Origin of the sequence: Corynebacterium sp. MSK310 (assembly GCF_030227355.1) — a bacterium.
Taxonomy (GTDB): domain Bacteria; phylum Actinomycetota; class Actinomycetes; order Mycobacteriales; family Mycobacteriaceae; genus Corynebacterium; species Corynebacterium rhinophilum.
The window spans coordinates 67,503-92,207 of the sequence record NZ_JASPFZ010000001.1; the positions used below are offsets into that span (position 1 = coordinate 67,503).

A 24,705-nucleotide genomic window follows, 5' to 3' on the forward strand; every position below is an offset into this window, starting at 1 on the left:
CTCCTCTCATAATTCGCGGGGAAATCCGTTAGACCATACTAGCGGGCGCGAATGTAAAACGGTGCGATGGCGGGGAAGTTGTTCGGCGGCGGTGTGGGCGAGGTCGCGGGCATACTCATCGGGTAAGTGGGCGAAGACAAAAACCGTCGCGGAATCCGGCACCAGGTAGGTCAAAGAATGCGAACGCATGAGGCGACGCATGTGTTTATCCAGCACGGTGAAGGTTTCTGGGTGCGCTAACCACGAAGAAATCGGGGCGCCGTGGGAGCGGACTTGCAGGCCTCCATAGGGCGCTGCGGCAGGCAGGGCGCAGTGGGCAGGGCGAGTCCAAAAGCGCAGGCCCTGCGAGTCGAGCGCGGCGCGTTGCAGGTTCAGCGAGGCACAATTCCACGCCTGGCGGGTCGAGACATCCAAGTCCGCGAGGCCGCGGTGGCTGAGCCGGCGAAAAGTGCGTTGCCCGGGAAAGACCAGCGCCATCGACAGGTTGGGGGAAAGCTGGATGGTGGCGAGGGAGTCGCAAAAGCCGTCATCGGAAAGCCGCTGGTGCTTAATCCACGACCGCGCGAATAGCGCCGGCAGCAAATTAGCGGTGGTGGGGCGGGGTGCGTCGAGCGTAAGGGTCATGGCGATTTCTCCAGGGTCGTGAGTATCCGCCCTTATTGGACTGGAGAAATGGCCGGGTGGTTCCCTGCGGGTTTAAAAAGGCGGCTCGGCGTTGAGCTCCAGCTCGGAAAAGAGCTGGGCGCCGGTCCACATGGTGATGTCCTGGCCCTTTTCTTGCAGCTCTTCGGCGCGCTTTTCCTTGGAGGTCTTCTTCGCCCATTCGCCGACGACGAGCAGCGTAGTCTTCTTGGTGACGTTTTTGCCCACTTGCCCACCGCGCTTGGCGATGCCCTGCCACAGCAGCCCCTTATCGTATGGCTCGAAATCGCCGGTCAGGGTGACGTGCTGGCCGTAGAGTGCGCCTTGGGGATCGGCGTCGGGGTTGGGTTCTGGGATGGTATCCGGGGTGGCAACGGCCTGCCACGGCGCTCGGTTGGACGAAGTGGGTTTCTTGCTAGTTCCCGCGGACCGGGTGGAATCGCGGAAATCGGTGCCGGCGCCCAGATCGTCGCCGGAGGTGGGCGCAGTATGCGCGCGCAGGACCGGCAGGATGGCCGAGGATCCGAGGCGGCCGAGGCGAAACTCGCGGCTGGTAAAGAGATCGGTGATGCTTCCGGTATGCCCGAAGCGTTGGGCCAGCCTGGTGATGATGGTGCCGGCTGCGCGGGCGTCCTCGGTGGCATCGTGGTGGGTAAAAGAGGCACCGCCAAGGTGGTTCACCACGGTGGGAAGCTTGTGGTTGGCCACCGAAATAACACCTTGCTTGGAAGCATCCCGGGACAAAGCGAGCGAACAGGCCAGCGGGACGGTGGGGACATCGGCCCCGGCTGCCAGCAACCCGGAGCGCAGCGCGGATGAGTCGAATTGGACATTATGTGCGACGATGATATCGCTGCCGATGAAGTCAAAGAGCTCTGCGGCCGCAGTAGCAAAGGGCATTGCTCCTTCGACATCGGCGGCGGTAATCCCGTGGATGGAGATATTGATTTCGGCAAAGTGCTCCAAACCTGGGGGCGGGGTGCACAGCCACGACTGGGACGCGGTTTCTTGGCCATCGCGGTAACGCACGGCGCCGATCTGGCAGATGGATCCCCAATTATCATTGGCGGTTTCTACATCTACCGCAACGAAATCAAGCCCTGGGTTTTCTTCGCTAGCGGTTGGGGTTGTAGCTGCTGCGGGTTCGGGAGCGGCTGCTGCTTCCGCCGGTGCGTCGCCCTTTTGTGCCGCCTCAATGGCGCGCGCCACGCGGTGGGGATCCTGGTGCGGCGCGAAGGCAATGCTGCCGGCACTGCCTAGGGACAGCGAACCAAAACCGGTGGCGGTGGGTTCGTGGACGCGCAGGTCATCGATGGCATCGAGCGCGATTTCTGCGGTGGCAGGCGCGCCCAAGCTGCGGGAGAGCAGGCTGCGGTGAAGCACGATTTTTTCCGCAGTGACATCGATGAATACGCCATGCGCGGGATACGACACGAAAATGGCCTTTCTTCTGAGGTGACAATCTAAAGAGGGCTGCTGCACAGAGATCGTACTCGCTTGTGCTGATGGGAAATCCGCCGCGGGGGTGAAGAGTTTTAATCCGCCCCGCTGTGCTGCAAACCGGCATTGATAATCTGCACGCCATGCACCAAATCGGCGCGATAGTCGGCCGCGGTGGTCCCGCCGGTGGTTTCTAGCAGTTGGCGCTGAGATTGCTCGAGAAGCGTGGCGCCTAGGACGAGGTGAACTGCAGAAAGGGCAGCGGCCTTGCGAGCAGTATCATCGAAATCGGGGCAGGTGGCGGAGCTAAACTGCGCGACGAGGTGATCCCATGCCTGGGAATCAGGCTGGGAGAGCCCAGCTATGGCAACCTCCGCTCCATCGCGGCGGGCTAGGAGCAATTCGCGCAGGTGCAGGCTAATCTCTTCCAGCGTGGAGCCGGCGACAGGGGCGATAGTATCTTCGGCAAGAGCGGCAATGAGCGCCTGCTTATTGGCGATGTGCCAATACAATGCGCCTGGAGCAACGCCGAGAGAGGAAGCGACGCGGCGCATGGTGACATCGGCAAGCCCATAAGTATTCAATAGGGTCGTGGCGGCCTCGATGATGCTCTCGCGATGTAGTTGCACAGTGGAAATTGTACGTGTTTCAGCGCGGCAAGGAATAGCTCACAGGTACTTTTAAGACTGCAATAATGTCTCTTGCAAACTTGCATTGTTAGGATTGCGGGGACAACAGAACCCGTCGTGAGGCGGCTTCGCATTCGAAAGATTGATTCAGGAGCTCTCCCTTGTCCTTTTTGACCCCTGCAAAGAAGTCCCTTTTCGCGGTCGCTATGGTTGCCCCGCTTGCCTTAGCTGCATGTAGCTCGGACGATGAGGACGATTCGACGAAGACCACGTCGTCTTCGCCTGCTACCACGTCCTCTGAGACCTCCGCGAAGGAATCGGCGAAAAAGTCTGAGGACAAAGACGCCGATAAGGACAAGAAGGAAGAAAAGGACAAGAAAAAGGCCGCCGAGGACCCTAAGGAGAAGGGTGAAGAAGGCGGCAATGCGGGCGCCAACGCAAACCCCATTGAGAATGGGGACGATCCCTTCGCCAACGCCCAGGACATCAAGCCCATTGAAGGTGGGCACGAAGCAAGCGATGGCGATAAGCAGGCCATTGAGCAGTTGGTGCGCGGACAGCATGAGATTGACAATGTCAAGGACTACTTTGGCTACATGCCAGCACATGCCTGCAAGGCCGTGCGCGAAGGCGAGTCCGGGGATTTTCAGCAGTACCTCAACTACGTCGATAGCCTGCCCAACCAGTCCTTTGCGGAATACGCAAACTCCATGCGCCAGCAAAGCCAGGGCAATGCCAAGATTAACGAGTTCGCCAACCAGCTAGAGGCCATCCCTACCTCCACCAAGCTGGAATCGATCAATGACGTTGTGGTCAATGGCGATGATGCCTCCGCTACCGTGAGCGTGTCGAACCCGGAAGGTACCGATACCTCCACCGTTCGTTTCCGCCGCGAGGACGGTAACTGGACCTTCTGTAACTAAATTGTCTTTCCGCCAAGCTCGCTTGCCCCGCACTCTCGGTTTCGGTGCGGGGCTCCTGGCGTGTTCCCTGTTCGTTTTCGGCATCTGTGGCGCGCTTTGGGGGTTTTTGCGACCTACGATGACCGGGCATGCTGTTGACGGTGGCGGCTACGCCATTGAAGCGGTGGGCAACGCACAATTCGTCGCGTTTATGACCTTTGCACTCGTCACGGGTTTCTTGGGGCTGTGCCTCGGACTGGCTGCATTTTCCCAGCGCCGCGGGCGCGGTCTCTCGATGATGCTGTGGGTAGGGCTATGCGCGCTTACCGGTGCGGCTTCCTTCTACGTCTTTGGTGGCATCACCGCAACGCACCCGCCGGAGAACCCAGGGGACGTCGTGGAATTTGCGCCGAATTTTTCGCCAGCCGTGGCCTGGGCTGTAGCCCCATTTTTGGCCATGTTTTCCTACTGGTGTACCGCGTTTATTAGCTCCGACGCGGACTGGGAAACTGCCGGCAATGAGTCCGCTCAAGAGGCCAGTGCGCAACGTGAAGTAGTTACGCCCACTTAACCGGGGAGCTGCCACAGAATTCTCGCGCGATGTCATCGATTGCGTGCAGGATGGCATCGAGGCTGTGGCTTAAAACCCGCAGCAGTTGGCCTTGGTTAAGGCCCGCCCCGGTCAGGGTCGGCACATCGACATGGATATGGAGGCCGTCGTCGGTGGAGCGGCAGTAGGCCGTGGCGCTGTGGTTCGCTCGGTTCCAGTCATTGCAGATCAAAAACAAACGGGTGAAATCGTCCTCATCCGCATTCAGATCCCACCGGCCCGTGATGATAAGGCTTGGCCCAGAGTCGAGGGTAAAGGTGCAAGCGATGGAATTGACTAGGGCAAATAGGCAGATTTCCCCATCGCTATGGAAGCGGTCGATGCCTATTTGCGGCAGAGCGGCGGCGAGGAGATCCAAAGTGAACGCGGGCTGTATAGCGGCATCGTCTGGAGCGAGCACAAGTTCTGGTTCTTGGGCCAGGGTGGGAAACTCGCGCGTCGCCACGCTGATGAGTACCTCTGCGCCGTTGAGTGCGGCGGGCACAAAAGCGGCCAATTGATCGTGCGTTGGTGCAGTTCCAGTACTGAAGTGGCTCTGCCCACTCAGCACTAGCAAACCTGCCTCGTCATAGTCCAGCACGGCGGTGGGGTAGAGGCAATCGGCATTCCACGCGGTGATAAATCGGGACAGCGCGGCGGCCTCGCCCAAGTCAACCGCGCCGCGCAGAGTGGTGTGCAGGTGGACAACCACATCGTCGGCCTGCGACACAAATACCAGAGTGGACCCCTCCTGCCCATGGGAAATGACGAGTTCCCCAGTAGGTAGCGCCCAATAGGAATAATCAAGCTCGCGGACGATGGCGCGCAGGTGCCGCTCAAGACTGGTGGATTCAAATTCGATCATCATGCACCGCACACTCGCCTTCGCTGGAAGTTGATTTGAGTCTATCGCTCAAGAGGGTGTCCCCGCGGCGCTTTGGGCGATAGTATATTGGTTTGTCTACAGATATAGCCCACGGTGATCAACCAGAAAGTGAGCCAGGAATGCTTCGAACCATCGATCTCCGCGGTCAACAGCTTCGCCCCGCCACGCTGCGCCGCGTTCTTCCGCGCGGCGGCACCGATGTCAATTCCGTCATGGGCACCGTCGTGCCGATGGTGAATAAGGTGCGCGACGAAGGCGTCCAAGCGGCGTTGGATTATGGGGAGCAATTCGATGGGGTGCGCCCGTCGTCCCTGCGCGTGCCCCAGGCGGAACTGGAGCGGGCCGCCGAAGAACTTGATCCCCAGGTGCGCTCGGCCATCGAGGCCTCCATTGCGCGAGTGCGCCGCGTGCATGCTGACCAAAAGCCGGATCCGCACACGACGCAGCTGGCACCCGGCGCCACCGTGACCGAGGTTTTCCGCCCCATCGAGCGCGTTGGCCTCTATGTTCCCGGCGGCAAGGCGGTCTACCCGTCTTCAGTCATCATGAATACCGTGCCAGCGCAAGAGGCCGGTGCCTCCAGCTTGGTGGTCGCCTCCCCGCCGCAAAAAGATCACGGAGGATTGCCACACCCTACGGTCTTGGCCACGTGCCACATGCTGGGCGTGGAGGAAGTTTGGGCCGTTGGTGGCGGCCAGGCGGTAGCGCTTTTGGCCTACGGCGATGCGGAAGAAGACGTAGAGCCCGTGGACATGATTACCGGGCCGGGCAATATCTTTGTCGCGGCGGCGAAAAGGGCGGTGCGCGGGGTGGTCGGCACCGATGCGGAGGCTGGCCCGACCGAAATCGCCATTTTGGCGGATGAGACCGCAAATCCCGTCTACGTTGCCTATGACCTCATCTCTCAGGCGGAGCATGATCCGATGGCGGCAAGCGTGTTAATTACGGCATCGGAAAGCGTGGCCCAGCAGGTAAATCAGGAGGTTGAGCGCCGCTATACGGCAACGGAGAACTCCGCCCGCGCCGCCGAGGCTTTAACCGGCGAGCAATCCGGCATCGTGCTGGTGGATTCCGTGGACGCGGGCATCGCCGTGGCGAATGCTTATGCCGCCGAACACCTAGAAATCCACACCGCGGAGCCGCACGCGGTGGCAGAGCGCATCAACCACGCCGGCGCCATTTTCGTCGGGGCGTATTCCCCGGTGCCTTTAGGGGACTATTCGGCCGGTTCCAACCACGTGCTGCCTACCTCGGGCACGGCGCGGTTTTCGGCTGGGCTTTCTACCCACACCTTCCTCCGGCCGGTCAATCTCATCGATTATGACCGCGGCGCCCTGGAAGAAATCGCCCCCAACGTCATTGCCTTTGCTAATGCCGAGCGCCTTCCCGCCCACGGGGAGGCCATTCGAGCCCGATTCGAGGAGAAATAAATGGCCCAGCTACATGACCTACCGCTGCGTGAGGAATTGCGCGGCGAGACCGCTTACGGTGCCCCGCAGCTGCGGGTGGCCTACCAACTCAATACTAACGAGAATCCTTTCCCGCCTTCGCCCGCGCTTGTCGATGCCCTCGTGGACGAGGTCCGCCGCTGCGCCAGCTCGCTCAACCGCTACCCAGAGCGCGATGCGGTCGAACTGCGCACCGAGTTAGCCCGCTATGTTTCGCAGCAAACCGGAGTGGATGTCACCTACGAGCAGGTCTGGGCAGCCAACGGTTCCAATGAGATCCTGCAACAGCTTTTGCAGGCCTTCGGCGGGCCCGGGCGCAGCGTGCTGGGATTTACGCCGTCATATTCCATGCACCCGATCCTTTCTGCTGGTACCCACACGCGTTTTATCGAGTGCCCGCGCGATGAGAACTTCACCATCGACATGGACCGTGCCTTGGCGGCGGTGGCCGAGCACCAGCCCGACGTCATCTTTGTTACTACCCCAAATAACCCCACCGGCGGGGTAACCAGCCTGGAGGATATTGCCGCGCTTATCGATGCCGCCCCCGGCATCGTCATCGTCGACGAAGCCTACGCCGAGTTTTCTTCCTCGCCGTCCGCGACGAGCCTGTTAGAAAAATACCCCACCAAGCTCGTGGTCTCGCGCACGATGTCGAAGGCCTTCGACTTTGCCGGCGGTCGCTTGGGGTACTTCGTGGCGGACCCGGCCTTTGTGGAGGCCATCATGCTGGTGCGCCTGCCGTATCACCTGTCCGTCTTATCCCAGGCAGCGGCCACTGTGGCCCTGCGTCACAGCGCAGATACCCTCGCCACCGTGGCGACCATCGCCGCCGAACGCGACACGGTGGCAGGGCGCCTGCACGAGATGGGCTATACCGTCATGCCGAGCGAATCGAATTTCCTTTTCTTTGGCAATTTTGCAGACCAACACCGCGTGTGGGAACAGTTCTTGGACGAAGAGGTGCTCATCCGCGATGTAGGGATCGACGGGTACTTGCGTGTGACCATCGGCCTGCCAGAAGAAAATGCGGCCTTTCTGGCTGCGGCGGAAAAGCTAGCGACTACAGTAGGAGCGGATACTTCAAAGGAGTGAGATATGACAAACCGTGTGGGGCGTGCCCAAAGAGCAACATCGGAATCGGATATCACCGTTTCCATCGACCTAGACGGCACCGGGAAAAGCGATATTTCCACTGGGCTGCCGTTCTTTGACCATATGCTTACCGCATTTGCCACACACGGTCTATTTGACCTGCAGGTAAAGGCCACCGGTGATGTGGAGGTTGACGCCCACCACACCGTGGAAGATACCGCCATCGTGCTAGGCCAGGCCCTGCGGGAAGCCGTGGGGGACAAGGCCGGGATTCGCCGCTTCGGCTCCCAATTACTACCCATGGATGAAGCGCTGGTAGAGGCGGTAGTGGACTTTTCGGGCCGTGCATACTTCGTGATGAATGGCGAGCCGGAACACCTGCAGTGGCAGATCATCGGCGGGCACTATGCCACGGTGATTAACCGCCACTTCTTCGAATCCCTGGCCACGCACGCAGCCATTACCCTGCACGTCAACGTGCGCTACGGCCGCGATCCGCACCACGTGACCGAGGCGGAATACAAGGCTGTAGCCCGCGCGCTGCGCGCTGCCGTGGACCAAGATCCGCGCCAGACTGGCATCCCTTCGACGAAGGGAGCCCTGTAGCCCGTGCAGTTTATGATCCTCATCCTGTTTTTGGTGGCAGGCCTCTTGGTAGGAGGGGCTTGGTCCGCGTATCAGCAGGACTCGAAGTTTTTTACGGTCGTCGCCGCGCTTTTAGCCGTTATTACCGTGGCCGCGGCAATCGCCTGGATGGTTGGAGGCTTTAGTAAATGAGCGAGTCCCAAGAGACCAATATTTGGAAGGTGCCCGGCTATACGCCGACGATGGTAGCCATCGCAGCCGCCTTTGGCGCCTGGTCCATCCTGCTTCCCGTGGTGCCGCTGGCCGTCATTGATTCTGGCGGTTCCGCGACCTTGGCGGGTGGATCCACCGGTATCTTCATGGCTTTTACCGTAGCCACGCAGATCATGTCCCCGTGGCTTTTGCGCCGCTGGGGTTACCGGCGCGTGATGGCGCTATCCGCTTTTACCCTAGGCGTCCCGGCCTTTGGCCACCTGCTGGGCACCGACGCCTGGATCGTCTTGCTATTTTCCGCCATGCGCGGGGTGGGCTTCGGTGCCCTCACCGTGTCCGAATCCGCGCTGATTGCAGAGCTCTCCCCGGTGCGTCTGCTGGGCAAGGCCACCGGCATGATTGGTGTATTTACAGGCTTGGGGCAGATGATCTTCTTGCCGCTCGGCCTGTTCATGGCGGATTCGTTAGGATACGCCTCTACCTATATCACCGCCGGTCTCATCGGCTTCTTGGGCTTTGCTATGTGCCTGCGCATTCCCAAGATCAAGGTCACCTTGGCCGAGGATAATGACGAGGAAGTCAATATCATCCGCGTTCCCACCTGGAAGCTCGTGTTGGTCCCGGCCCTGGCCTTGACTACCTTCTCCATGAGCTACGGTGCCATTTCCTCTTTCTTGTCCCCCGCAATGCAAGAACTCGATGCCGCAAAGGGCGCCAGCCTGGCCGGCGTCATGCTGTCCATCGTGGGCGGCGCGGCCATGATCTTTCGGTATTTCGCCGGCGTGGTCGCAGACCGCACGGGGGCCCCAGGTAGCTTGTACATTCCAAGCCAGATCATGGCGATCATCGGCGTCGGGACGATTTCCCTGACCCTATTTATGGAAAGCTCCATCTGGTGGCTGGTGCTCGGCGCCGTTCTTTTTGGTGGCGCATTCGGTATCGCGCAAAACGAGGCCTTGCTATCCATGTTTGACCGGCTGCCCCGCGAGCGGGTTTCAGAGGCTTCGGCCATTTGGAATATTTTCTACGATAGTGGCACCGGCTTGGGTTCGACCCTGCTCGGTGCCATGGTGGCAGGCTACGGATACGACGGTGCTTTCGGAGCGGGGGTTGCGATCCTCATCGCCGGGTTGCTCTTGACCACGGCGGACTTCATCCTGGGCCGGACTCGCATCAGCGATACCAACGATATCCGCACCCGGTTGCGTCGAATGCGTAAGGTATAGCCCATGACAAAATCAGTGGTGTTATTGGACTACGGCGCGGGCAATATTCGCTCCGCCCAGCGTGCCCTCGAGCGCGTCGGGGCGGAGGTAACCGTCACGGCGGATCCTTATCAGGCCCTTGAGGCGGATGGTCTGCTGGTTCCCGGCGTGGGCGCGTTCGATGCCTGCATGAAAGGGCTTAGGGCAGTGAATGGGCCAAGGGTCATCGGCCAGCGCCTAGCAGGGGAGCGGCCGGTCATGGGCATTTGTGTGGGCATGCAGGTGCTTTTCGATGCCGGCGTCGAGCACGGCATCCACTCCACAGGCTGCGGCGAATGGCCAGGGACGGTCGAGCGCCTGCAGTCCGACGTTTTGCCGCATATGGGCTGGAATACCGTCGAGATGCCGGATGACAGCGCTGTGTTTGCTGGACTTAATGCCGACGAGCGATTTTATTTCGTGCATACCTACGGCGTTCGCCGCTGGGAATTAGAAACCGTCATTACCCGCCCGCCGCTGGTGAGCTGGTCCACGCACGCCGGGGATTCTTTCGTGGCGGCGGTGGAAAATGGCGCTCTCTGGGCTACGCAATTCCACCCCGAAAAATCCGGAGATGCGGGCGCGCAGCTATTGGAAAACTGGATGCAGACTCTCTAGGTAGGATGAAACCATGACTTTTACGCTTTTGCCCGCAGTCGATGTCGCCGGCGGAAAAGCCGTGCGCTTGGATCAGGGAGAAGCCGGCACCGAAAAGGTCTACGGCGCCCCGCGGGACGCCGCACTCGAGTGGCAGCGCCAAGGCGCCCAGTGGCTGCACTTTGTTGACCTCGATGCTGCCTTTAATCGCGGTTCCAACCACGAGCAGATGGCGGGGATTACCCAAGAACTCGGCATTAATGTCGAGCTAACCGGCGGCATCCGCGATGATGCCGGGGTAGAGCGCGCGCTGGCCACTGGCGCGAACCGCATCAATATTGGCACCGCCGCCTTAGAAAACCCAGAGTGGATAGAAAAGATCCTTGGTAAGTATGGCGAGAAAGTTGCCGTGGACTTGGCGGTGCGCTTAGAAGATGGCGAGTGGCGCACAAAGGGCAATGGCTGGGTCTCCGATGGCGGGGATCTTTGGGAGGTACTCGAGCGCCTCGATGCCGCTGGGTGTCAACGCTTTGTGGTTACGGACGTGTCCAAGGACGGGACGCTGACTGGGCCCAATGTGGAATTACTGCGCGAGGTAGCTATGGCAACCGATGCCAAGGTGACCGCCTCCGGCGGCATTTCCTCCCTGGCAGATCTTAGCGAGCTGGCCCGGTATGAAAATGAGGGCATCGATTCGGCCATCATTGGCAAGGCGTTATATGAGGGAAACTTCAGCCTGAATGAGGCGCTAGCGGCGGTGGCAGAGGTAGAGCCGCTTCCCGCAGAGGTGCCCATCGATCCTTATGACCCCGAGGAAGAGTAAACGATGATGGATCCGCGCGAGTTGGTGGCCTTCGCGGAGGCGGCCGTTGACCAAGTCGAACCCATCTTTCGATCCGGCATCGGGGCGCCACCGGCCCACTTTAAGAGCCGGGGCGATTTCGCCACAGAGGTGGACTTGGCCATCGAAAAGCAGCTGCGCGAAATCTTGCAGCAGATGACCGGTATCCCGGTCTATGGGGAGGAATCCGGCGGAAGCATCCATGACACCGTGTGGGTGGTCGATCCAATCGATGGGACCGCAAATTATTCCGCGGGCAATCCCATGGCCGGCATCTTGGTTGCCCTAGTTCACGAAGGCCAGCCGGTTGCGGCCATCTCAGATTTTCCTCTTTTAGGCAGGCGCTTGGTTGCCAGCGATGGATCGCCGCTGCGCTCTGCGGGTGGACCATCCGGCGGATTCGGTGGAGGGGAGGAGTCCCCAGAATTCGATGATGCCCGTGGGCACGTGGGGTGTTTTTCCAACCTGCCCACCGCGGCATTCCACGAGCTGCGCGAAACCGGCTTGCGCCCACGCATCACGGGCTCAGTGGGGCTGGATAATGCCTTCGTTGCCCAGGGAGTTTTTGACGGTGCCGTCAATTTCTCGCCACACCCGTGGGATAACGCGGCGGGAGCGCTCCTTATCAAGGCAGCCGGAGGCATCGTCACGGATCCGGAGGGCAATCCGTGGACCGTGAAGTCGCGGGGTATGGTCTCTGGTACTCCGCAGGTGCACGAGACAATCCTGGAAATCCTATCTCACCACACAAATTAATCCCACCCCACCGACCTGTGAAGGAGTAAGCCCCGCATGGCCGTAGCCGTTCGCATAATCCCGTGCCTTGATGTGGATCAAGGCCGCGTAGTCAAGGGCGTGAATTTTGCTCACCTGCGCGATGCAGGAGACCCCGTGGAATTAGCCGCACGCTATGAAGAATTGGGCGCAGACGAACTGACTTTTCTTGATGTCTCCGCCTCCAAGCACGGCCGGTCCACCATGCTCGATGTGGTACGCCGCACCGCCGATCAAGTCTTTATCCCCCTCACCGTGGGTGGGGGAGTGCGCAGCGTTGACGATGTCCGCGAGCTCTTGCGCACTGGCGCGGATAAGGTATCGGTCAATACCGCCGCGATAGGCAATCCCGACCTGCTGCGCGAATTGGCGGAAGTCTTTGGCTCGCAGTGCATCGTCTTATCCGTGGACGCACGGCGCACCGACGCAGCGCACGCACCGTCGGGGTTTGAAGTCACGACGCACGGCGGGACGACATCGGCTGGCATCGATGCAGTGGAATGGGCTCGGACCGGCGCCGAGCTGGGCGTAGGGGAGATCCTTTTAAACTCCATGGACGCTGATGGCACGAAGGCCGGATTCGACCTCGAACTTTTGCGCGTGGTGCGGGAAACAGTGAATATTCCCGTCATTGCCTCCGGTGGAGCGGGCGCGGCAGCGGATTTTCCACCCGCCGTTGAAGCGGGTGCCGATGCCGTCCTGGCCGCCAGCATTTTCCACTTTGGGGAGGTAGAAATTGGCGAGGTCAAAAAGGCCCTGGCAGAGTCTGGCTACGAGGTGCGCCGATGAGCAATCCCGCAGACTATGAGCTAGACCCACAGATAGCTGCGCTGCTCAAGCGCAATGAGCAAGGGCTCGTGCCAGCCATTGCCCAGGCCGATTCCGGCGAAGTGCTGATGCTTGCCTGGATGGATGACCACGCGCTGGCCCACACGCTGGCCACACGCAAGGGCACGTACTTCTCGCGCTCGCGCGGCGAGTATTGGATTAAGGGCGAGACCTCAGGACATACGCAGGACGTACTCGGTGTGCGCCTTGATTGCGATGGCGATACCATCTTGCTGACCGTGCGCCAGCGCGGTGCCGCGTGCCACACCGGTGACCGGACCTGCTTCGATGCGACAGTTCTTTTAGGGGATGATTCCTAATGACGAGGCGACTTGGCCCACTCCTTATCGCGGTGGGCACGGCAGTGCTGTGGTTTTCTTCCCGCAGCACCTGGGTAAAAGCGGTAAGCGAGGACGATAAATCAGGCTCAGCAACCAATGAGATCGTAGGGTCCGCCTGGTCCCTAGAGCTTATGGCCTTGACGCTGGTCCTCCTCGCCGGTGTACTCGCGGGCCTAGCGTTGCGCCGAACGGGGCGCCGCATCGTGGCCACCGTGTGCGCCCTCGCCGCCGCAGGCGCCGCGTGGAGTCCTATTAGCCTGCTGACCAGCGGCGCCGATGCCGAGCGCGCGCAAAAAATATTGCAAGGCGCGTCCGCAAATGAAAACGCGGTGGATTCTGCCGCAATTTCTGATTGGGCGACCGTCATTTCCACGGAAATCACCAAGCTCGGCCCCATCGTCGCCATTATCGGGGCCGCACTGGCATTTTTCGGCGCCGTACTCTTGGCCCAGAACCCAGGCAAGGACAAGGTCAAGGCGTCGAGCAAATACGAAACCCCTGCCGCCCGCCAAGAAAAGCTGGCGGAAGATTTGGAGACCTCATCCGATTCCGGCCGTGTGATGTGGGACGCGCTCGATAGCGATATCGACCCGACTGATGTGAGCCGTAAATAGCCCCGTTCGCGCAGCACAATTTCCGGAAACGCCCCGAATAGCGTTAATCTAAGTGTGATTTTAATCGCGCTTGGAGGGAGGTGCTCATGCCCACACCCATTGCCGTCGATCACCTGGTCGCTGGGGTGTTAGAGGATGTCGCCGCGCGCGAAGCCCGCGTTTCTTTCCAAGATATAAAGGCGCGCTCACGGGACATGGAGCCTCCCCGCGATGCCCGCGCAGCCCTTTTAAAACCCGGTTGTTCAGTCATTACTGAACTTAAACGTGCCGTTCCTTATACCGGGGAAATCGCCCACGTGGGCTCGGCCGAGCAGATGGCCGAATGGGCTCGCACCTTTGAGAACTGCGGCGTGCATTTGATGGCCTGCCAGACGGATACGCGGCGTTTTAATGGATCGCTTGAGGATATGGCGGCCGCGCGCGCTGCCATCGATATCCCGATGATGGCGCGCGATCTCATCGTGGATCCGTACCAGATTCACGAGGCCCGCTGCTTTGGTGCCGATGCGATCCCGCTGCAGGTCGAGCTTTTAGAACAAGCTCGATTGGAAGCCCTCTTGGACCGCGCGGAATCGCTGGGGATGACCGCCATCGTGGAGGTGCGAACCTGCGGGGAGGTCAACCGCGCCATCAAGGCCGGCAGCAGTGTCATCGCGATTAATGCGTGGTCCCTTGCCTCGGATGAGATCAACCGGGAGGCCTTCAATGATATTGCCCCGGGGCTGCCGGAATCGCTCCTGCGCATCGCCGTGGGCGGGGTGAATAATGCCCGCAACCTTTTCCACTATGCCTCCCGCGGAGCGGATGCGGTACTGGTCGGCGAATCCGTCATGGCAGCCCAAGATCCCACCGCCTTGGCACGCTCTTTGGTGGCTGCGGGCCAGCACCCAGCCTGCCCCTCGCGTAAGAGTCCCTAGGAAAAATCACCCCAAACTAGCTCACGGGCACGCTGATAAGGCACACTATCTACGTGCATACTCAGAATCTTGCAAATATTCCCTCTCCGCCGCAGGGCGTGGCGTGGCATCTTGGCTCCATTCCAATCCATGCGTATGCGCTGTGCATCATCGCCGGCATCCTCGTGGGTATGTGGATGACGTTGAAGAGGTACACAGCCCGGGGCGGCAATCCCGATACCGTGTGGGATGCAACCATCGTCGTTATCCCCGCGGGCATCGTGGGCGGGCGGCTCTATCACGTCATCACGGATAACCAGAAGTACTTCTGCGATACCTGCAATCCCGTCGATGCCCTCAAGGTCACCAATGGTGGTCTCGGCATCTGGGGCGCGGTCGCCTTAAGCGCCGTAGCGCTGTGGGTAATGTTTCGGATTAAGAAGATCCCCCTGGCACCGTTTGCGGACGCGGTGGCGCCTGGCCTCATCCTTGCCCAGGGCATTGGCCGGCTGGGTAACTGGTTTAATCAGGAACTCTACGGCCGGCCGACCGACGTTCCGTGGGCGCTGGATATTTACTACCGCGTCGATGAAGCGGGGGAATACGCCCCGGTTTACGGGCACTCTACCGGTGAGGTGATCGCTTCAGTGCACCCAACGTTTTTGTATGAGCTCATCTGGAACGTGCTGGTGTGCCTGTTCCTGTTGTGGGCGCACAAAGCATGGAAGCTGGGCCGCGGACGGGTATTCGCCCTCTACGTCGTGGGCTACACGCTGGGCCGCTTTTTCATCGAAGGCATGCGATCTGACGAAGCCACCGAAATTTTTGGCGTCCGTGTGAACCTCATCGTCTCCGCCGTTGTCTTTATCGCCGGTCTCATCGTCTTCTTCTTGCTGGACAGGCAGCGCAAGGGCCCCGAAACCCCAGCAGAAGTCGACCCGCGTTACCACCGCGAGCAGGCCGAGAGCGCTGCGGAAGATGGCGTCGAAGAAGACGAGAAACGCGTGGGAACCCCGCGTGCTCAAGGCACCTCGGGCACAGCAAGCGGCCGCTAATGACCGGTTATGTGTGATCGTGTCCGATTGCCCTAGTTAAGGCGCCAAAAAATTGTGGCCTGTCGGCGCGCGAGGGAGTAGGTTGGGGGTTGTTCAATTTCCCCGATGGAATAGGCCAATAATGCTGGATAGAAGAACCAAAATTGTCTGTACTCTCGGCCCCGCGGTAGCTAGCGGGGACGGAATTTTGCGCCTTGTAGAAGACGGCATGAACGTCGCGCGCCTTAACATGTCGCACGGCGGGCATGCGGACCACGAAGCCAATTACAAGTGGGTCCGCGAAGCCACCGAAAAGACCGGCCGGAACGTAGGTATCTTGGCCGATCTCCAGGGCCCTAAGATTCGCCTCGGCCGCTTTAAGAACGGCGAAGAGCAGTGGGATAACGGTGAAATCGTCCGCATTACTGTAGACGATGTAGAAGGCACCCACGACCGCGTATCCACCACCTACAAGGGCTTGGCAGAAGACGCAAAGCCTGGCGATCGCTTGCTTATCGATGACGGCAAGGTCGCCGTCGTCTGCAAGGAAGTAGACGGCAATGACGTGGTGTGCGAGGTCACCGAGGGTGGCCCCGTATCCAATAACAAGGGCGTGTCCCTGCCCGGCATGAGCATTTCGGTGCCGGCGCTGTCTGAGAAGGACATTGAGGACCTGCGCTTTGCCCTGCAACTCGGTGTGGACTACATTGCGCTGTCCTTCGTGCGTTCGCCTGCCGATGTCGACAAGGTCCACGAGATCATGGACGAGGAAGGCCGCCGCGTGCCGGTCATCGCCAAGCTGGAAAAGCCCGAGGCCGTCGATGCCCTCGAATCCATCATCTTGGCTTTCGACGCCGTGATGATTGCCCGTGGTGACTTGGGCGTTGAGGTTCCGCTGGAAGAGGTGCCACTATTCCAGAAGCGCGCTATCCAGATTTCCCGCGAGAACGCGAAGCCGGTCATCGTGGCCACCCAGATGCTGGATTCCATGATTGAGAACTCCCGCCCGACCCGCGCGGAGGCTTCCGACGTGGCCAACGCTGTGCTCGACGGCGCCGACGCGGTGATGCTGTCCGGCGAGACCTCCGTGGGCGCGGATCCGCACAACGTCGTGCGGACCATGTCGCGCATCGTCAAGCGCTCCGAGACCGATGGCCAGGTCCCGCCGCTGGCGCACGTCCCGCGCACCAAGCGCGGCGTCATGTCCTATTCCGCCCGCGATATTGCAGAGCGCCTGAACGCCAAGGCCATCGTTGCCTTTACCTCTTCCGGCGATACCGCAAAGCGTGTTGCTCGCCTACACTCTGACCTGCCACTGCTGGTATTTACCCCGAATGAAGATGTGCGCTCCCAGCTGGCGCTGACTTGGGGTGCAGAGACCTTCTTGAGCCCCGACGTCAAGTCCACGGATGAGATGATGGAGGCCATCGATAAGTACTTGCTGGACTTGGACGAGTACGACGAGAATGACTTGGTCGTCGTCGTTGCAGGTACCCCTCCGGGAATCTCCGGCAATACCAACATGATTCAGTGCCACATTTTGGGAGAAACCATCAAGGACTAGCGCACTGAAAAAGCCGCCGCGCCCCCACACTCCAGTGAAAAGGGGGACGCGGCGGGTTTTTATGTTGAGTTAAGCGCCCAGGTACGCCAGGACCGCTGCATGGGCAGCCTGGGTGGAGGCCTTGACCGTGGGCTCGTAATCCGGCAGGAAGTTGGCCTGGTGGTTGACCGGGGGATCGGCCAACTCGGCTTCTGGGGTGCACCCTACGTGCCAAAAGACATACGGCACGCCCCATGCCTGCGGGAGGTAACAGAAGTCTTCAGAAGCGGTCGAGGGCGAGGCGGTAACGGATGATTCTCCGAAGGTGGCCGTAAAGACCTCGTCGATGGGCGAATATGCGGCGGCATCATTATCGGTGACCTCGCCGTGCGCGTAGTACTCGAAGGTGGGGTCTTTTTCGCAGCCGGAGGCCATGCACTCGGCTTTTACCATGCGCTCTAAGGAGGCATAGACCTTTTCTGCCAGGGCTGGATCATAGAAGCGGGTATTGAGCACGAGCTCGGCGGAATCCGGGATGATGTTATTTTTATCGCCGGAATGCAGCTCGCCTACAGAAATGACGAAGAACTCGTGCGGGGCTACCTCGCGGCCGACGATGGCCTGGAGCCGAGTGACGATCATCGCCGCGGTATAGGTCGGGTCGATGGAATTATGCGGCATGGAGGCGTGGGCGGATTTGCCAAAGATGCGGATGCGCAGGGAATCGCAACCGGCCATGATGGGGCCGGCGGTGTGGCGGACGGTGCCGGCGCGGCCAGGCATGATGTGCTGGCCTAAGCAAATATCGGGGCGTGGCACGCGCTCGGTGAGGTTATCGGCGATCATGTATTTCGCGCCCATGGATGATTCCTCCGCCGGCTGGAACAGGGCAAGGAAGGTGCCGGACCAAGTGTCGCGGGAGGCATCGAGAAGCGCGCAGGCACCGAGCAGGGCGGTGGTGTGCATGTCGTGCCCGCAGGCGTGCATGTAGTCATTGGTCGAGGAATACTCCACGCCGGTGGCTTCCTTGACCGGCAGGGCATCGAAATCGGCGCGCATGAGCGCGGTGGGTCCATCGCCGTTGCGGAAAATGGCAACCATGCCGTGCCCGCCGATGTTTTCTTCTACTTCGCAATCAAACGCCGCCAACTTTGCGCGGATGCGCGCCGCGGTGCGTTCCTCCTCGTGGGAGAGCTCGGGGTGGCGGTGCAGATCTTCGTAAAAATCCCGTTGCCACGCCAGGTCAGTATCCGCAGAGTGGACCACGGAAGCGATGTTTGTGGAATAAGACATAGTTTTCATCCCTTTGGTTAGGGTAGGGTCAGCTATATGCCGACTATTCAATTCGATGTATTGGTTCCAGATGAGCAAGCGGACCGCGTGGAGGAAATTTTTACCACTGCCACCGATAAGCTGGTAGCGGGCGGATCGCTTGCCTCCGCCGAGGTTACTCGCCCAGCAGATCCCCAATTCCCTGAGGGCTTGGAGGAACAGCTGCAGCAAAATTATCGCGATGAACATGAAGAGCGCGATTTAGAAGGCGCGCACGCCCATCGCTATAACATTGCGGTGGAGGGGGCGACCGGATCTGTGAACCAGTTGGCTATGGTGCTGTCGCGCTTGCTCACGCCGCACGCTGTATTGCCCAAGGACCACGTGCTGCTGGAGGATGAATTGGCACATGAGCGCCCGGCCATCTTTCCGTGGACGGTCGAGATTCGCCCTTAGCCCAGCTGCTTGACGATGTCCCGGGCAGCCCTAGCCAGCTGCTCCGGCATCCCACCTTCTTGGTCTAGCTCCGCGGTGAAGTGCTCGGTGTCCTGGTTGATGGCCCCGGCAATGATGCCGACGGGGGTAGAGGACTCCGCCGCCAGGTCCGCGACGGTGCCGACGACCTTGCCGGTCAAGGATTGTTCGTCAAAGGCGCCTTCGCCGGTGATGACGAGGTCAGCCTGAGAAATGGCCTCGGCGAGGCCGAGGGCCTTCGCCACATGTGTCCCGCCAGAGACGACGCGGGCGTGCTCATCGGTGCCCCACAGAGTGCGCGAAAGCCAGGTTAGGCCGATGGGAATGCCGCCTGCCGCACCGGTAAATTCAGTCTCCGGATCCGTGCCGGTGACCTTGCACAATTGGAGGAGGGCACCTGCAAGCAGGGCAATCTGTTCGCCCTCTGCGCCTTTTTGCGGCCCGTACATGGTGGCTGCCTGCATAGCCTTAGCCCGGGTATCGGCCAAGAGCGTGAAATCAACCATGCCCGCTTTGATATTTAATTGCGCGGTGTCGATGGAATCGAGCTGCACCAATGGGGCGCCGCCCTTGGGCAGGGCATAGCCGCGTGCATCGTGGGCGGCGGCGCCGAGGGCCGCAAGGATGCCCATACCGCCGTCAATGCTGGCCGTGCCGCCGAGGCCGAGCACGATGGAGGTGGCGCCGCGAGATTGGGCATCGGCAAGCAGCACGCCCGTGCCATAAGAATCCGCGTGGAGGGGATCGAGCGCGTCGCGGACCGCGGGCAGCCCAGTGGCGGCGGCGACATCGATGAAAGCCGTGTGCCCAGCGAGGAAATACTGCGCCTCGGTCAAGCGCCCCACCGCATCCGTTGTGGGCAGGGTAATGGTCTGGGTTTCCTGCCCGCCCGCCGAGGCGGCCTGGGCCAGCACTTGGGCGGTGCCTTCCCCGCCATCGGCCATCGGCAAGGTGGTGACGGTGGCGTTGGGGTAGTGCTGGCGGATTCCATTGGCTATTCCGGCTGCGGCTTCCGCGGCAGAAGCGGTACCTTTAAAAGAGTCAGGCGCGACAACAATATGCATGCCCGTGATTATAAAGCCCGCGACCCGCGCGGCGGCTTTTTGCTAGGAATCCGAACGTTCTACAGAAAATATTTAACTTTATTGTCGCAGGTAAAAGCGGATAATTGGGGGAGTGAGAAATAATTGTACTTGCATTATCGGTAGATTGATAGGAAACTAGTTCCTGCTAGTCAAACTCCACGAGAATGGGATTTATACACTATGTCTGTTGATAGCCAGATTTCTGAGTACTACGACAAGCTACTCAAGCGCAACGCCGGTGAACCGGAATTCCACCAGGCGGTGTCCGAGGTGCTGGATTCGCTCAAGATCGTCCTGGATAAGGACCCACACTACGCAGACTACGGTCTGGTTGAGCGCCTGTGTGAGCCAGAGCGCCAGCTCATCTTCCGCGTCCCATGGGTTGATGACAACGGCGAGGTGCAGGTCAACCGCGGTTTCCGTGTGCAGTTCAACTCCGCACTCGGCCCGTACAAGGGCGGCCTGCGTTTCCACCCCTCGGTAAACCTGGGCATCATTAAGTTCTTGGGCTTTGAGCAAATCTTTAAGAACTCCCTGACCGGCCTGCCCATCGGTGGCGGCAAGGGTGGCTCCGACTTTGACCCGAAGGGCAAGTCTGAGCAGGAAGTTATGCGCTTCTGCCAGTCCTTTATGACCGAGCTGCACCGCCACATCGGTGAGTACCGCGACGTTCCTGCCGGAGACATCGGCGTCGGCGGCCGCGAAATCGGCTTCCTCTTCGGCCAGTTCCGCCGCCTGACCACCCAGCACGAGTCCGGCGTCCTGACCGGTAAGGGCCTGACCTGGGGCGGTTCCTTGGTACGTACCGAGGCCACCGGTTTCGGTGCCGTCTACATCACCGAAGAAATGATGAAGACCCACGGCGAGTCCTTCGACGGCGCCAAGGTCATCGTGTCTGGCTCCGGTAACGTTGCCATCTACGCCGCCGCAAAGGCGCAGGAATTGGGCGCTACCGTCGTCGCGATGTCTGACTCCTCCGGCTACATCTCCACCCCGAATGGCGTGGACGTTGAACTACTTCGCGATGTCAAGGAAGTTCGCCGCGAGCGCATCTCCACCTACGCCAAGGAAGCTGGCAATGGCGTGGAGTTCCACGAGGGTGGCAATATCTGGGACGTCCAGGCAGATGTTGCACTTCCGTGTGCAACCCAGAACGAGCTCGACGGCGAATCCGCTAAGAAGCTCGTCGAGGGCGGCGTCCGCTACGTTGCAGAGGGCGCTAACATGCCGTCTACGCCGGATGCGGTACACGTATTCCAGGACTCCAAGATCAACTTCGCACCCGGCAAGGCCGCCAACGCCGGTGGTGTGGCAACCTCCGCACTGGAGATGCAGCAGAATGCATCCCGCGACTCCTGGTCCTTCGAGTACACCGATGACCGCCTGCGCGGCATCATGAGCAACATCTTCAAAAACATCGACAACACGGCCAAGGAATACGACCGTGAAGGCGACTACGTGGCTGGCTCCAATATCGCCGGCTTCAAGAAGGTGGCTGACGCCATGCTGGCACAGGGCGTTATCTAAACTCCCTTAACCCACGCTCCCCATTTCTCCGCACCCGCGGGGAGGTGGGGAGCTTCTGCATTGCTGCGAGGACTCGGCAGCCGTATGCGCCGGTGCCGCGGGTACGTGGAGGAAAATGGGTTAATCGCACATGGGAAGCGAATTGAACTCGGAGGGCATTGGCCTGCGTTGCACCGGCCTGAGGATCCAAGGCGCGCCCTCCACACAATGCAGGGTGCTGCGTTGTAGAATTCCCAGCATGTACCGTGTCTTTGAATCCCTTGATGAATTAGTTCAGCATTTGGAGCAGGCTTCTGGCTTTCCCATGACCTCCAATTGCTTGGTCCCCCGCCATGAGATGCTGGCGCTTCTCGATGACCTGCGCAACGCGCTGCCCGTAGAAATCGACGACGCGCAGGATGTTTTAGACAAGCAAGACGAGATTATCCGCGGCGCCGAAGAGCGCGCAGATAACACCATTAATGAGGCGTCTGCGGAGGCCACTGACATGGTGAACCAGGCGCGCCAAGAGGCCGATACCACGGTCGCGCAGGCAGAAGAACATGCCCAGCGGCTGGTGGCCGATGCCGAGGCGCGCGCCCAGGCCACAGTCGAGCAAGCCCGCGCAGATGCAGACCGCACCATTGCTCAGGCCAACGAGGAATACGAGCGCTCGGTGGCGGAGGGCCGCCAAGAACAAGAGCGTTTGGTCTCCGAATCTGAAGTCGTTCGCCGCGCCAACGAAGAAGCCAACCGGATCGTGGAAACCGCATACACCGAATCCAACCGGCTGCGCACGGAGTGCGATGACTTTGTAGATAGCAAGCTCAGCGAATTTGAAAGTTCCCTCAGCGGCCTCCTGCGCACCGTAAACTCCGATCGTTCCGCGCTGCGCGGAGGGGCAGGCGTGCGCTCTCGCGGCGGCGACTACCTGCCGTCCACTAACGCTGGGTCCCCTCGCGCTGGTGCTACCGGTGGTACCGGTGCTGCACGCTATGGCGGCGACGACGGTTACGAGCGCCGCTATACCGAACGCTAAAGGCTTAAATTACAAGGCACGACGCTTAAGAAAGTCCTGCTGCACGGGTGATTTGCTCAAATCGCGTCACCGTGTAGCAGGACTCATTGTGCCTGTGGGAGGCTAAACCGAGCTGCGCGAGGTGGAGTAGCGCGGCGTGGGGGATGATGAGGGGGCATCGGCAAGCGTGGCATCAGCAGCATTCGTAGCAGGGTGAGGGCGTTGGCTCTGGATCGCCACGAAGGCCACGATTCCCGCGCTGACCAGGCCGGGGAAGAGGAAGGTGACCAAGGCCGTGGTGAAGTAGGAGGTGAGCGAGGTCATCGAGCCGCTCATAAAGTCTTGGGGGAAAAACATCGCGCTGAGGCTAATGACCGCGCCCGCGGTCAGGAACATGGCGCCGACGCTAACCAGTGCGCAGGCAAGGGCTTCGCGCGAAAGCCACGTGATGGCGGCGGCGCTGGCCGAAAACACTAGGGCACCGGTAAGCACCGTGAGGTCGAGTCCGGAAGGGATGACCAAAAACGCGCCGGCAATCAGTCCCGCGCACATGCTGAGGATGAGGGCGGAGGAAAGGCGCAGGCCCCTGTCGCCGTAGATGCCAGAGTGGTCGGCCTTGGGCAGGCGATGGAGGACTGCCCCAGAGATGACCAAGAAGGTGGCGGGAAGGCAGCACAACACTCCGAATCTAGGAGCGATAGCGCTCAAATCTCCTGAGGCCGCGGCCAAGTGGTAAGTCATGCCTTCAGGCTAAGGCGGCCGCGGCCTGCAGGAAAGGGAAAACCGGCAAGCCATAGCGCTTTATGCCCGAACCTTCAGTTTCTTGCCAGAAAAAGCGGCCGTGCCAGCAACTACGCGGAGTTTGCGAGGCAGGGTAGACTACCAACTGTTATGACATCTCCATTGAAGTTCGATGTGGGCGAATTATTAAACGCCCAAGGCGCTGACGCACTGCCGGAACAACGCACCCAGACGGGCCCTGCACCGGAAAGGATCGGCGTGGAAATGATCGCCATCCCTAAAGGCGAAGATCTCACCGTTGCCGCAACCCTGACCCCGCTGGGCTCAGGGGTGTTGGTTGATGCGGATATCTCCGGTGTTCTAACCGGCGAGTGTGCGCGCTGCTTAAAAGAGCTACACCCGCAGCTGGATTTGCACGTCACCCAGGTCTTTGCCGCCGATGAGTCCTTTGTCAGCGGCGATGAAGCCGATTCTGACGATGCCGGTTCGGGCGATGAAATCCCCGAAATCCAAGACGATGAGCTGGATCTACTCCAGGCGGTTATCGATGAAGCAGGCCTGAATCTTCCCTTCGCCCCCGTCTGCGAAGACGGCTGCGATATCCAGACCCCAGAGGGTGTGACCACCGGAATCTCCGGGGAAGAAGAGGAAGAGGAGAAGATAGACCCGCGCTGGGCAGGTCTGGAGAAATTCCTATGAGCCGCAAGAAGAAGCTAACGGGGCAAGAGGCGTGGGAAGCTACTTTTGCGGCGGTCGATCACACCCCGCTCTTGGAATCGCTCGACGTTGCCCTGGAACCGGACAATCTGCGCTTGGCGCTCACGCACCGTTCTTTTGCCAATGAAAACGGGCACCTGCCTAATAACGAGCGCCTTGAGTTTTTGGGCGATGCCGTCTTAGGGCTATCGGTGGCCGCGAAACTATACGTGACGTATCCATCGCGCCCCGAATCCGATATCTCTAAGATGCGCGCGTCCATCGTCTCGCGCTATGGGCTTTCCGATGTCGCGCGTGAAATCAACCTAGGCCCGCATATCCTACTGGGTAAGGGCGAACAGTCCACTGGTGGGCGCGATAAGGATTCCATCCTTGCGGATACCACCGAGGCGATTTTCGGTGCCATTTATCGCGAGCACGGCTTTGAAACCGCCCGCGATGTGATCCTGCGCCTCTTCGCGGAAAAGATCGATAATGCCTCCGTCAGTGGCCGCCACTTGGACTGGAAGACCACCTTGCAGGAGCTGTGTGCCGAGCTGAAGGCACCCATGCCGGTGTATTCGGCAACCGCTACCGGCCCAGAACACGATCAAACCTTCAGCGCGGTTGCCACCGTCGCCGGGCTGACAGTGGGGCACGGGCAGGGCCACAATAAGAAATTAGCGGAACAGCAGGCCGCGCAAGAGGCATGCCAAACCCTGCGCGAAACCCCGTTGCTGGTGCAAGGGACCGCTCATAAAGAAGGCTAAAT

28 protein-coding genes are annotated in these 24,705 nt (G+C 60.3%); 21 read left to right on the forward strand and 7 right to left on the reverse strand.

The window, feature by feature from the left end:
- Nucleotides 1-6: 6 nt before the first annotated feature.
- The 3 genes from QP891_RS00315 to QP891_RS00325 all read right to left on the reverse strand — a co-directional run bounded on the left by QP891_RS00315 (nucleotide 7) and on the right by QP891_RS00325 (nucleotide 2,711).
- On the reverse strand, nucleotides 7-624 hold the full coding sequence (locus QP891_RS00315) for a hypothetical protein (RefSeq protein ID WP_284769544.1): 618 nt from the start codon (nucleotides 622-624) through the stop codon (nucleotides 7-9).
- Between the two features lie 72 nt (nucleotides 625-696).
- Nucleotides 697-2,076 (reverse strand): 3'-5' exonuclease, encoded by a 1,380-nt coding sequence (locus QP891_RS00320; protein ID WP_284816795.1) that lies wholly within the window; start codon nucleotides 2,074-2,076, stop codon nucleotides 697-699.
- Nucleotides 2,077-2,177: 101 nt separating this feature from the next.
- Nucleotides 2,178-2,711, reverse strand: a complete 534-nt coding sequence (locus QP891_RS00325; protein ID WP_284769546.1) for a TetR family transcriptional regulator — start codon at nucleotides 2,709-2,711, stop codon at nucleotides 2,178-2,180.
- Between the two features lie 161 nt (nucleotides 2,712-2,872).
- Between QP891_RS00325 and QP891_RS00330 the strand changes: the two genes are divergently transcribed.
- Both QP891_RS00330 and QP891_RS00335 read left to right on the forward strand, forming a co-directional pair.
- On the forward strand, nucleotides 2,873-3,634 hold the full coding sequence (locus QP891_RS00330; protein ID WP_284769547.1) for a hypothetical protein: 762 nt from the start codon (nucleotides 2,873-2,875) through the stop codon (nucleotides 3,632-3,634).
- 118 nt (nucleotides 3,635-3,752) lie between these two features.
- Complete coding sequence (locus tag QP891_RS00335) at nucleotides 3,753-4,184, forward strand: hypothetical protein (RefSeq protein WP_284769548.1); 432 nt, start codon at nucleotides 3,753-3,755, stop codon at nucleotides 4,182-4,184.
- Here QP891_RS00335 and QP891_RS00340 read toward each other — a convergent pair.
- Nucleotides 4,171-5,070 carry a YbjN domain-containing protein gene (locus QP891_RS00340; protein ID WP_284816797.1) on the reverse strand — a complete coding sequence of 300 codons (900 nt, stop codon included), beginning with the start codon at nucleotides 5,068-5,070 and terminating at the stop codon, nucleotides 4,171-4,173. The two genes, QP891_RS00335 and QP891_RS00340, sit on opposite strands and share 14 nt — an antisense overlap.
- Before the next feature lie 137 nt (nucleotides 5,071-5,207).
- Here QP891_RS00340 and hisD point away from each other — a divergent pair, with 137 nt between their 5' ends.
- From hisD to pyk, 14 genes are all read left to right on the forward strand, one after another.
- The gene (gene hisD / locus QP891_RS00345) at nucleotides 5,208-6,518 is read left to right on the forward strand and encodes a histidinol dehydrogenase (RefSeq protein ID WP_284795998.1); all 1,311 of its coding nucleotides are present in this window, start codon (nucleotides 5,208-5,210) and stop codon (nucleotides 6,516-6,518) included.
- A complete protein-coding gene (locus tag QP891_RS00350) occupies nucleotides 6,519-7,631 on the forward strand; it encodes a histidinol-phosphate transaminase (protein WP_284795999.1) in 1,113 nt (370 codons plus the stop codon).
- A 3-nt stretch (nucleotides 7,632-7,634) separates the two neighbouring features.
- A complete protein-coding gene (gene hisB / locus QP891_RS00355) occupies nucleotides 7,635-8,237 on the forward strand; it encodes an imidazoleglycerol-phosphate dehydratase HisB (RefSeq protein ID WP_284769551.1) in 603 nt (200 codons plus the stop codon).
- A 12-nt stretch (nucleotides 8,238-8,249) separates the two neighbouring features.
- Nucleotides 8,250-8,408 carry a CG2302 family histidine operon protein gene (locus QP891_RS00360; RefSeq protein WP_034659193.1) on the forward strand — a complete coding sequence of 53 codons (159 nt, stop codon included), beginning with the start codon at nucleotides 8,250-8,252 and terminating at the stop codon, nucleotides 8,406-8,408.
- Nucleotides 8,405-9,655 (forward strand): MFS transporter, encoded by a 1,251-nt coding sequence (locus QP891_RS00365; RefSeq protein ID WP_284782202.1) that lies wholly within the window; start codon nucleotides 8,405-8,407, stop codon nucleotides 9,653-9,655. The genes QP891_RS00360 and QP891_RS00365 overlap by 4 nt, the downstream gene beginning before the upstream one ends.
- Nucleotides 9,656-9,658: 3 nt before the next feature.
- On the forward strand, nucleotides 9,659-10,291 hold the full coding sequence (gene hisH / locus QP891_RS00370) for an imidazole glycerol phosphate synthase subunit HisH (protein ID WP_284769553.1): 633 nt from the start codon (nucleotides 9,659-9,661) through the stop codon (nucleotides 10,289-10,291).
- Between the two features lie 13 nt (nucleotides 10,292-10,304).
- Entirely contained in the window at nucleotides 10,305-11,093 is a 789-nt protein-coding gene (priA, locus tag QP891_RS00375; protein WP_284769554.1) for a bifunctional 1-(5-phosphoribosyl)-5-((5-phosphoribosylamino)methylideneamino)imidazole-4-carboxamide isomerase/phosphoribosylanthranilate isomerase PriA, read from the forward strand.
- A gap of 3 nt (nucleotides 11,094-11,096) precedes the next feature.
- Nucleotides 11,097-11,867: an inositol monophosphatase family protein gene (locus QP891_RS00380; protein WP_284769555.1), complete on the forward strand. Its 771-nt coding sequence runs from the start codon at nucleotides 11,097-11,099 to the stop codon at nucleotides 11,865-11,867.
- Nucleotides 11,868-11,903: 36 nt separating this feature from the next.
- Nucleotides 11,904-12,674 carry an imidazole glycerol phosphate synthase subunit HisF gene (hisF, locus tag QP891_RS00385; protein ID WP_284769556.1) on the forward strand — a complete coding sequence of 257 codons (771 nt, stop codon included), beginning with the start codon at nucleotides 11,904-11,906 and terminating at the stop codon, nucleotides 12,672-12,674.
- Nucleotides 12,671-13,033 (forward strand): phosphoribosyl-AMP cyclohydrolase, encoded by a 363-nt coding sequence (gene hisI, locus QP891_RS00390; protein WP_284769557.1) that lies wholly within the window; start codon nucleotides 12,671-12,673, stop codon nucleotides 13,031-13,033. Before hisF ends, hisI begins: the two co-directional genes overlap by 4 nt.
- Nucleotides 13,033-13,668: a TIGR02234 family membrane protein gene (locus QP891_RS00395; RefSeq protein WP_284769558.1), complete on the forward strand. Its 636-nt coding sequence runs from the start codon at nucleotides 13,033-13,035 to the stop codon at nucleotides 13,666-13,668. Before hisI ends, QP891_RS00395 begins: the two co-directional genes overlap by 1 nt.
- Nucleotides 13,669-13,754: 86 nt before the next feature.
- Nucleotides 13,755-14,585, forward strand: a complete 831-nt coding sequence (locus QP891_RS00400) for an indole-3-glycerol phosphate synthase TrpC (protein ID WP_284769559.1) — start codon at nucleotides 13,755-13,757, stop codon at nucleotides 14,583-14,585.
- Nucleotides 14,586-14,638: 53 nt separating this feature from the next.
- Entirely contained in the window at nucleotides 14,639-15,619 is a 981-nt protein-coding gene (gene lgt / locus QP891_RS00405) for a prolipoprotein diacylglyceryl transferase (RefSeq protein WP_284816799.1), read from the forward strand.
- A 124-nt stretch (nucleotides 15,620-15,743) separates the two neighbouring features.
- Nucleotides 15,744-17,162, forward strand: coding sequence for a pyruvate kinase (gene pyk, locus QP891_RS00410; RefSeq protein ID WP_284816861.1), 1,419 nt, complete (start codon nucleotides 15,744-15,746; stop codon nucleotides 17,160-17,162).
- 69 nt (nucleotides 17,163-17,231) lie between these two features.
- Here the strand turns inward: pyk and QP891_RS00415 are convergent, their stop codons facing one another.
- The gene (locus tag QP891_RS00415; RefSeq protein ID WP_284816801.1) at nucleotides 17,232-18,434 is read right to left on the reverse strand and encodes an amidohydrolase; all 1,203 of its coding nucleotides are present in this window, start codon (nucleotides 18,432-18,434) and stop codon (nucleotides 17,232-17,234) included.
- A gap of 36 nt (nucleotides 18,435-18,470) precedes the next feature.
- On the opposite strand from QP891_RS00415, the gene QP891_RS00420 reads away from it, so the two are divergent.
- The gene (locus QP891_RS00420) at nucleotides 18,471-18,869 is read left to right on the forward strand and encodes a hypothetical protein (RefSeq protein ID WP_284769562.1); all 399 of its coding nucleotides are present in this window, start codon (nucleotides 18,471-18,473) and stop codon (nucleotides 18,867-18,869) included.
- Here QP891_RS00420 and QP891_RS00425 read toward each other — a convergent pair.
- Nucleotides 18,866-19,951, reverse strand: a complete 1,086-nt coding sequence (locus QP891_RS00425; protein ID WP_284769563.1) for a glycerate kinase family protein — start codon at nucleotides 19,949-19,951, stop codon at nucleotides 18,866-18,868. The two genes, QP891_RS00420 and QP891_RS00425, sit on opposite strands and share 4 nt — an antisense overlap.
- 201 nt (nucleotides 19,952-20,152) lie before the next feature.
- Between QP891_RS00425 and gdhA the strand changes: the two genes are divergently transcribed.
- Nucleotides 20,153-21,499, forward strand: a complete 1,347-nt coding sequence (gdhA, locus tag QP891_RS00430; RefSeq protein WP_284769564.1) for an NADP-specific glutamate dehydrogenase — start codon at nucleotides 20,153-20,155, stop codon at nucleotides 21,497-21,499.
- 238 nt (nucleotides 21,500-21,737) lie between these two features.
- Nucleotides 21,738-22,517 (forward strand): SPFH domain-containing protein, encoded by a 780-nt coding sequence (locus tag QP891_RS00435; protein ID WP_284769565.1) that lies wholly within the window; start codon nucleotides 21,738-21,740, stop codon nucleotides 22,515-22,517.
- 102 nt (nucleotides 22,518-22,619) lie between these two features.
- Here the strand turns inward: QP891_RS00435 and QP891_RS00440 are convergent, their stop codons facing one another.
- Complete coding sequence (locus QP891_RS00440) at nucleotides 22,620-23,237, reverse strand: hypothetical protein (protein ID WP_284769566.1); 618 nt, start codon at nucleotides 23,235-23,237, stop codon at nucleotides 22,620-22,622.
- Between the two features lie 150 nt (nucleotides 23,238-23,387).
- Between QP891_RS00440 and QP891_RS00445 the strand changes: the two genes are divergently transcribed.
- Together QP891_RS00445 and rnc are read left to right on the forward strand one after the other, a co-directional pair.
- Nucleotides 23,388-23,936: a YceD family protein gene (locus tag QP891_RS00445; protein ID WP_284769567.1), complete on the forward strand. Its 549-nt coding sequence runs from the start codon at nucleotides 23,388-23,390 to the stop codon at nucleotides 23,934-23,936.
- Nucleotides 23,933-24,703 carry a ribonuclease III gene (rnc, locus tag QP891_RS00450; RefSeq protein ID WP_284769568.1) on the forward strand — a complete coding sequence of 257 codons (771 nt, stop codon included), beginning with the start codon at nucleotides 23,933-23,935 and terminating at the stop codon, nucleotides 24,701-24,703. Before QP891_RS00445 ends, rnc begins: the two co-directional genes overlap by 4 nt.
- Nucleotides 24,704-24,705 lie beyond the last annotated feature (2 nt).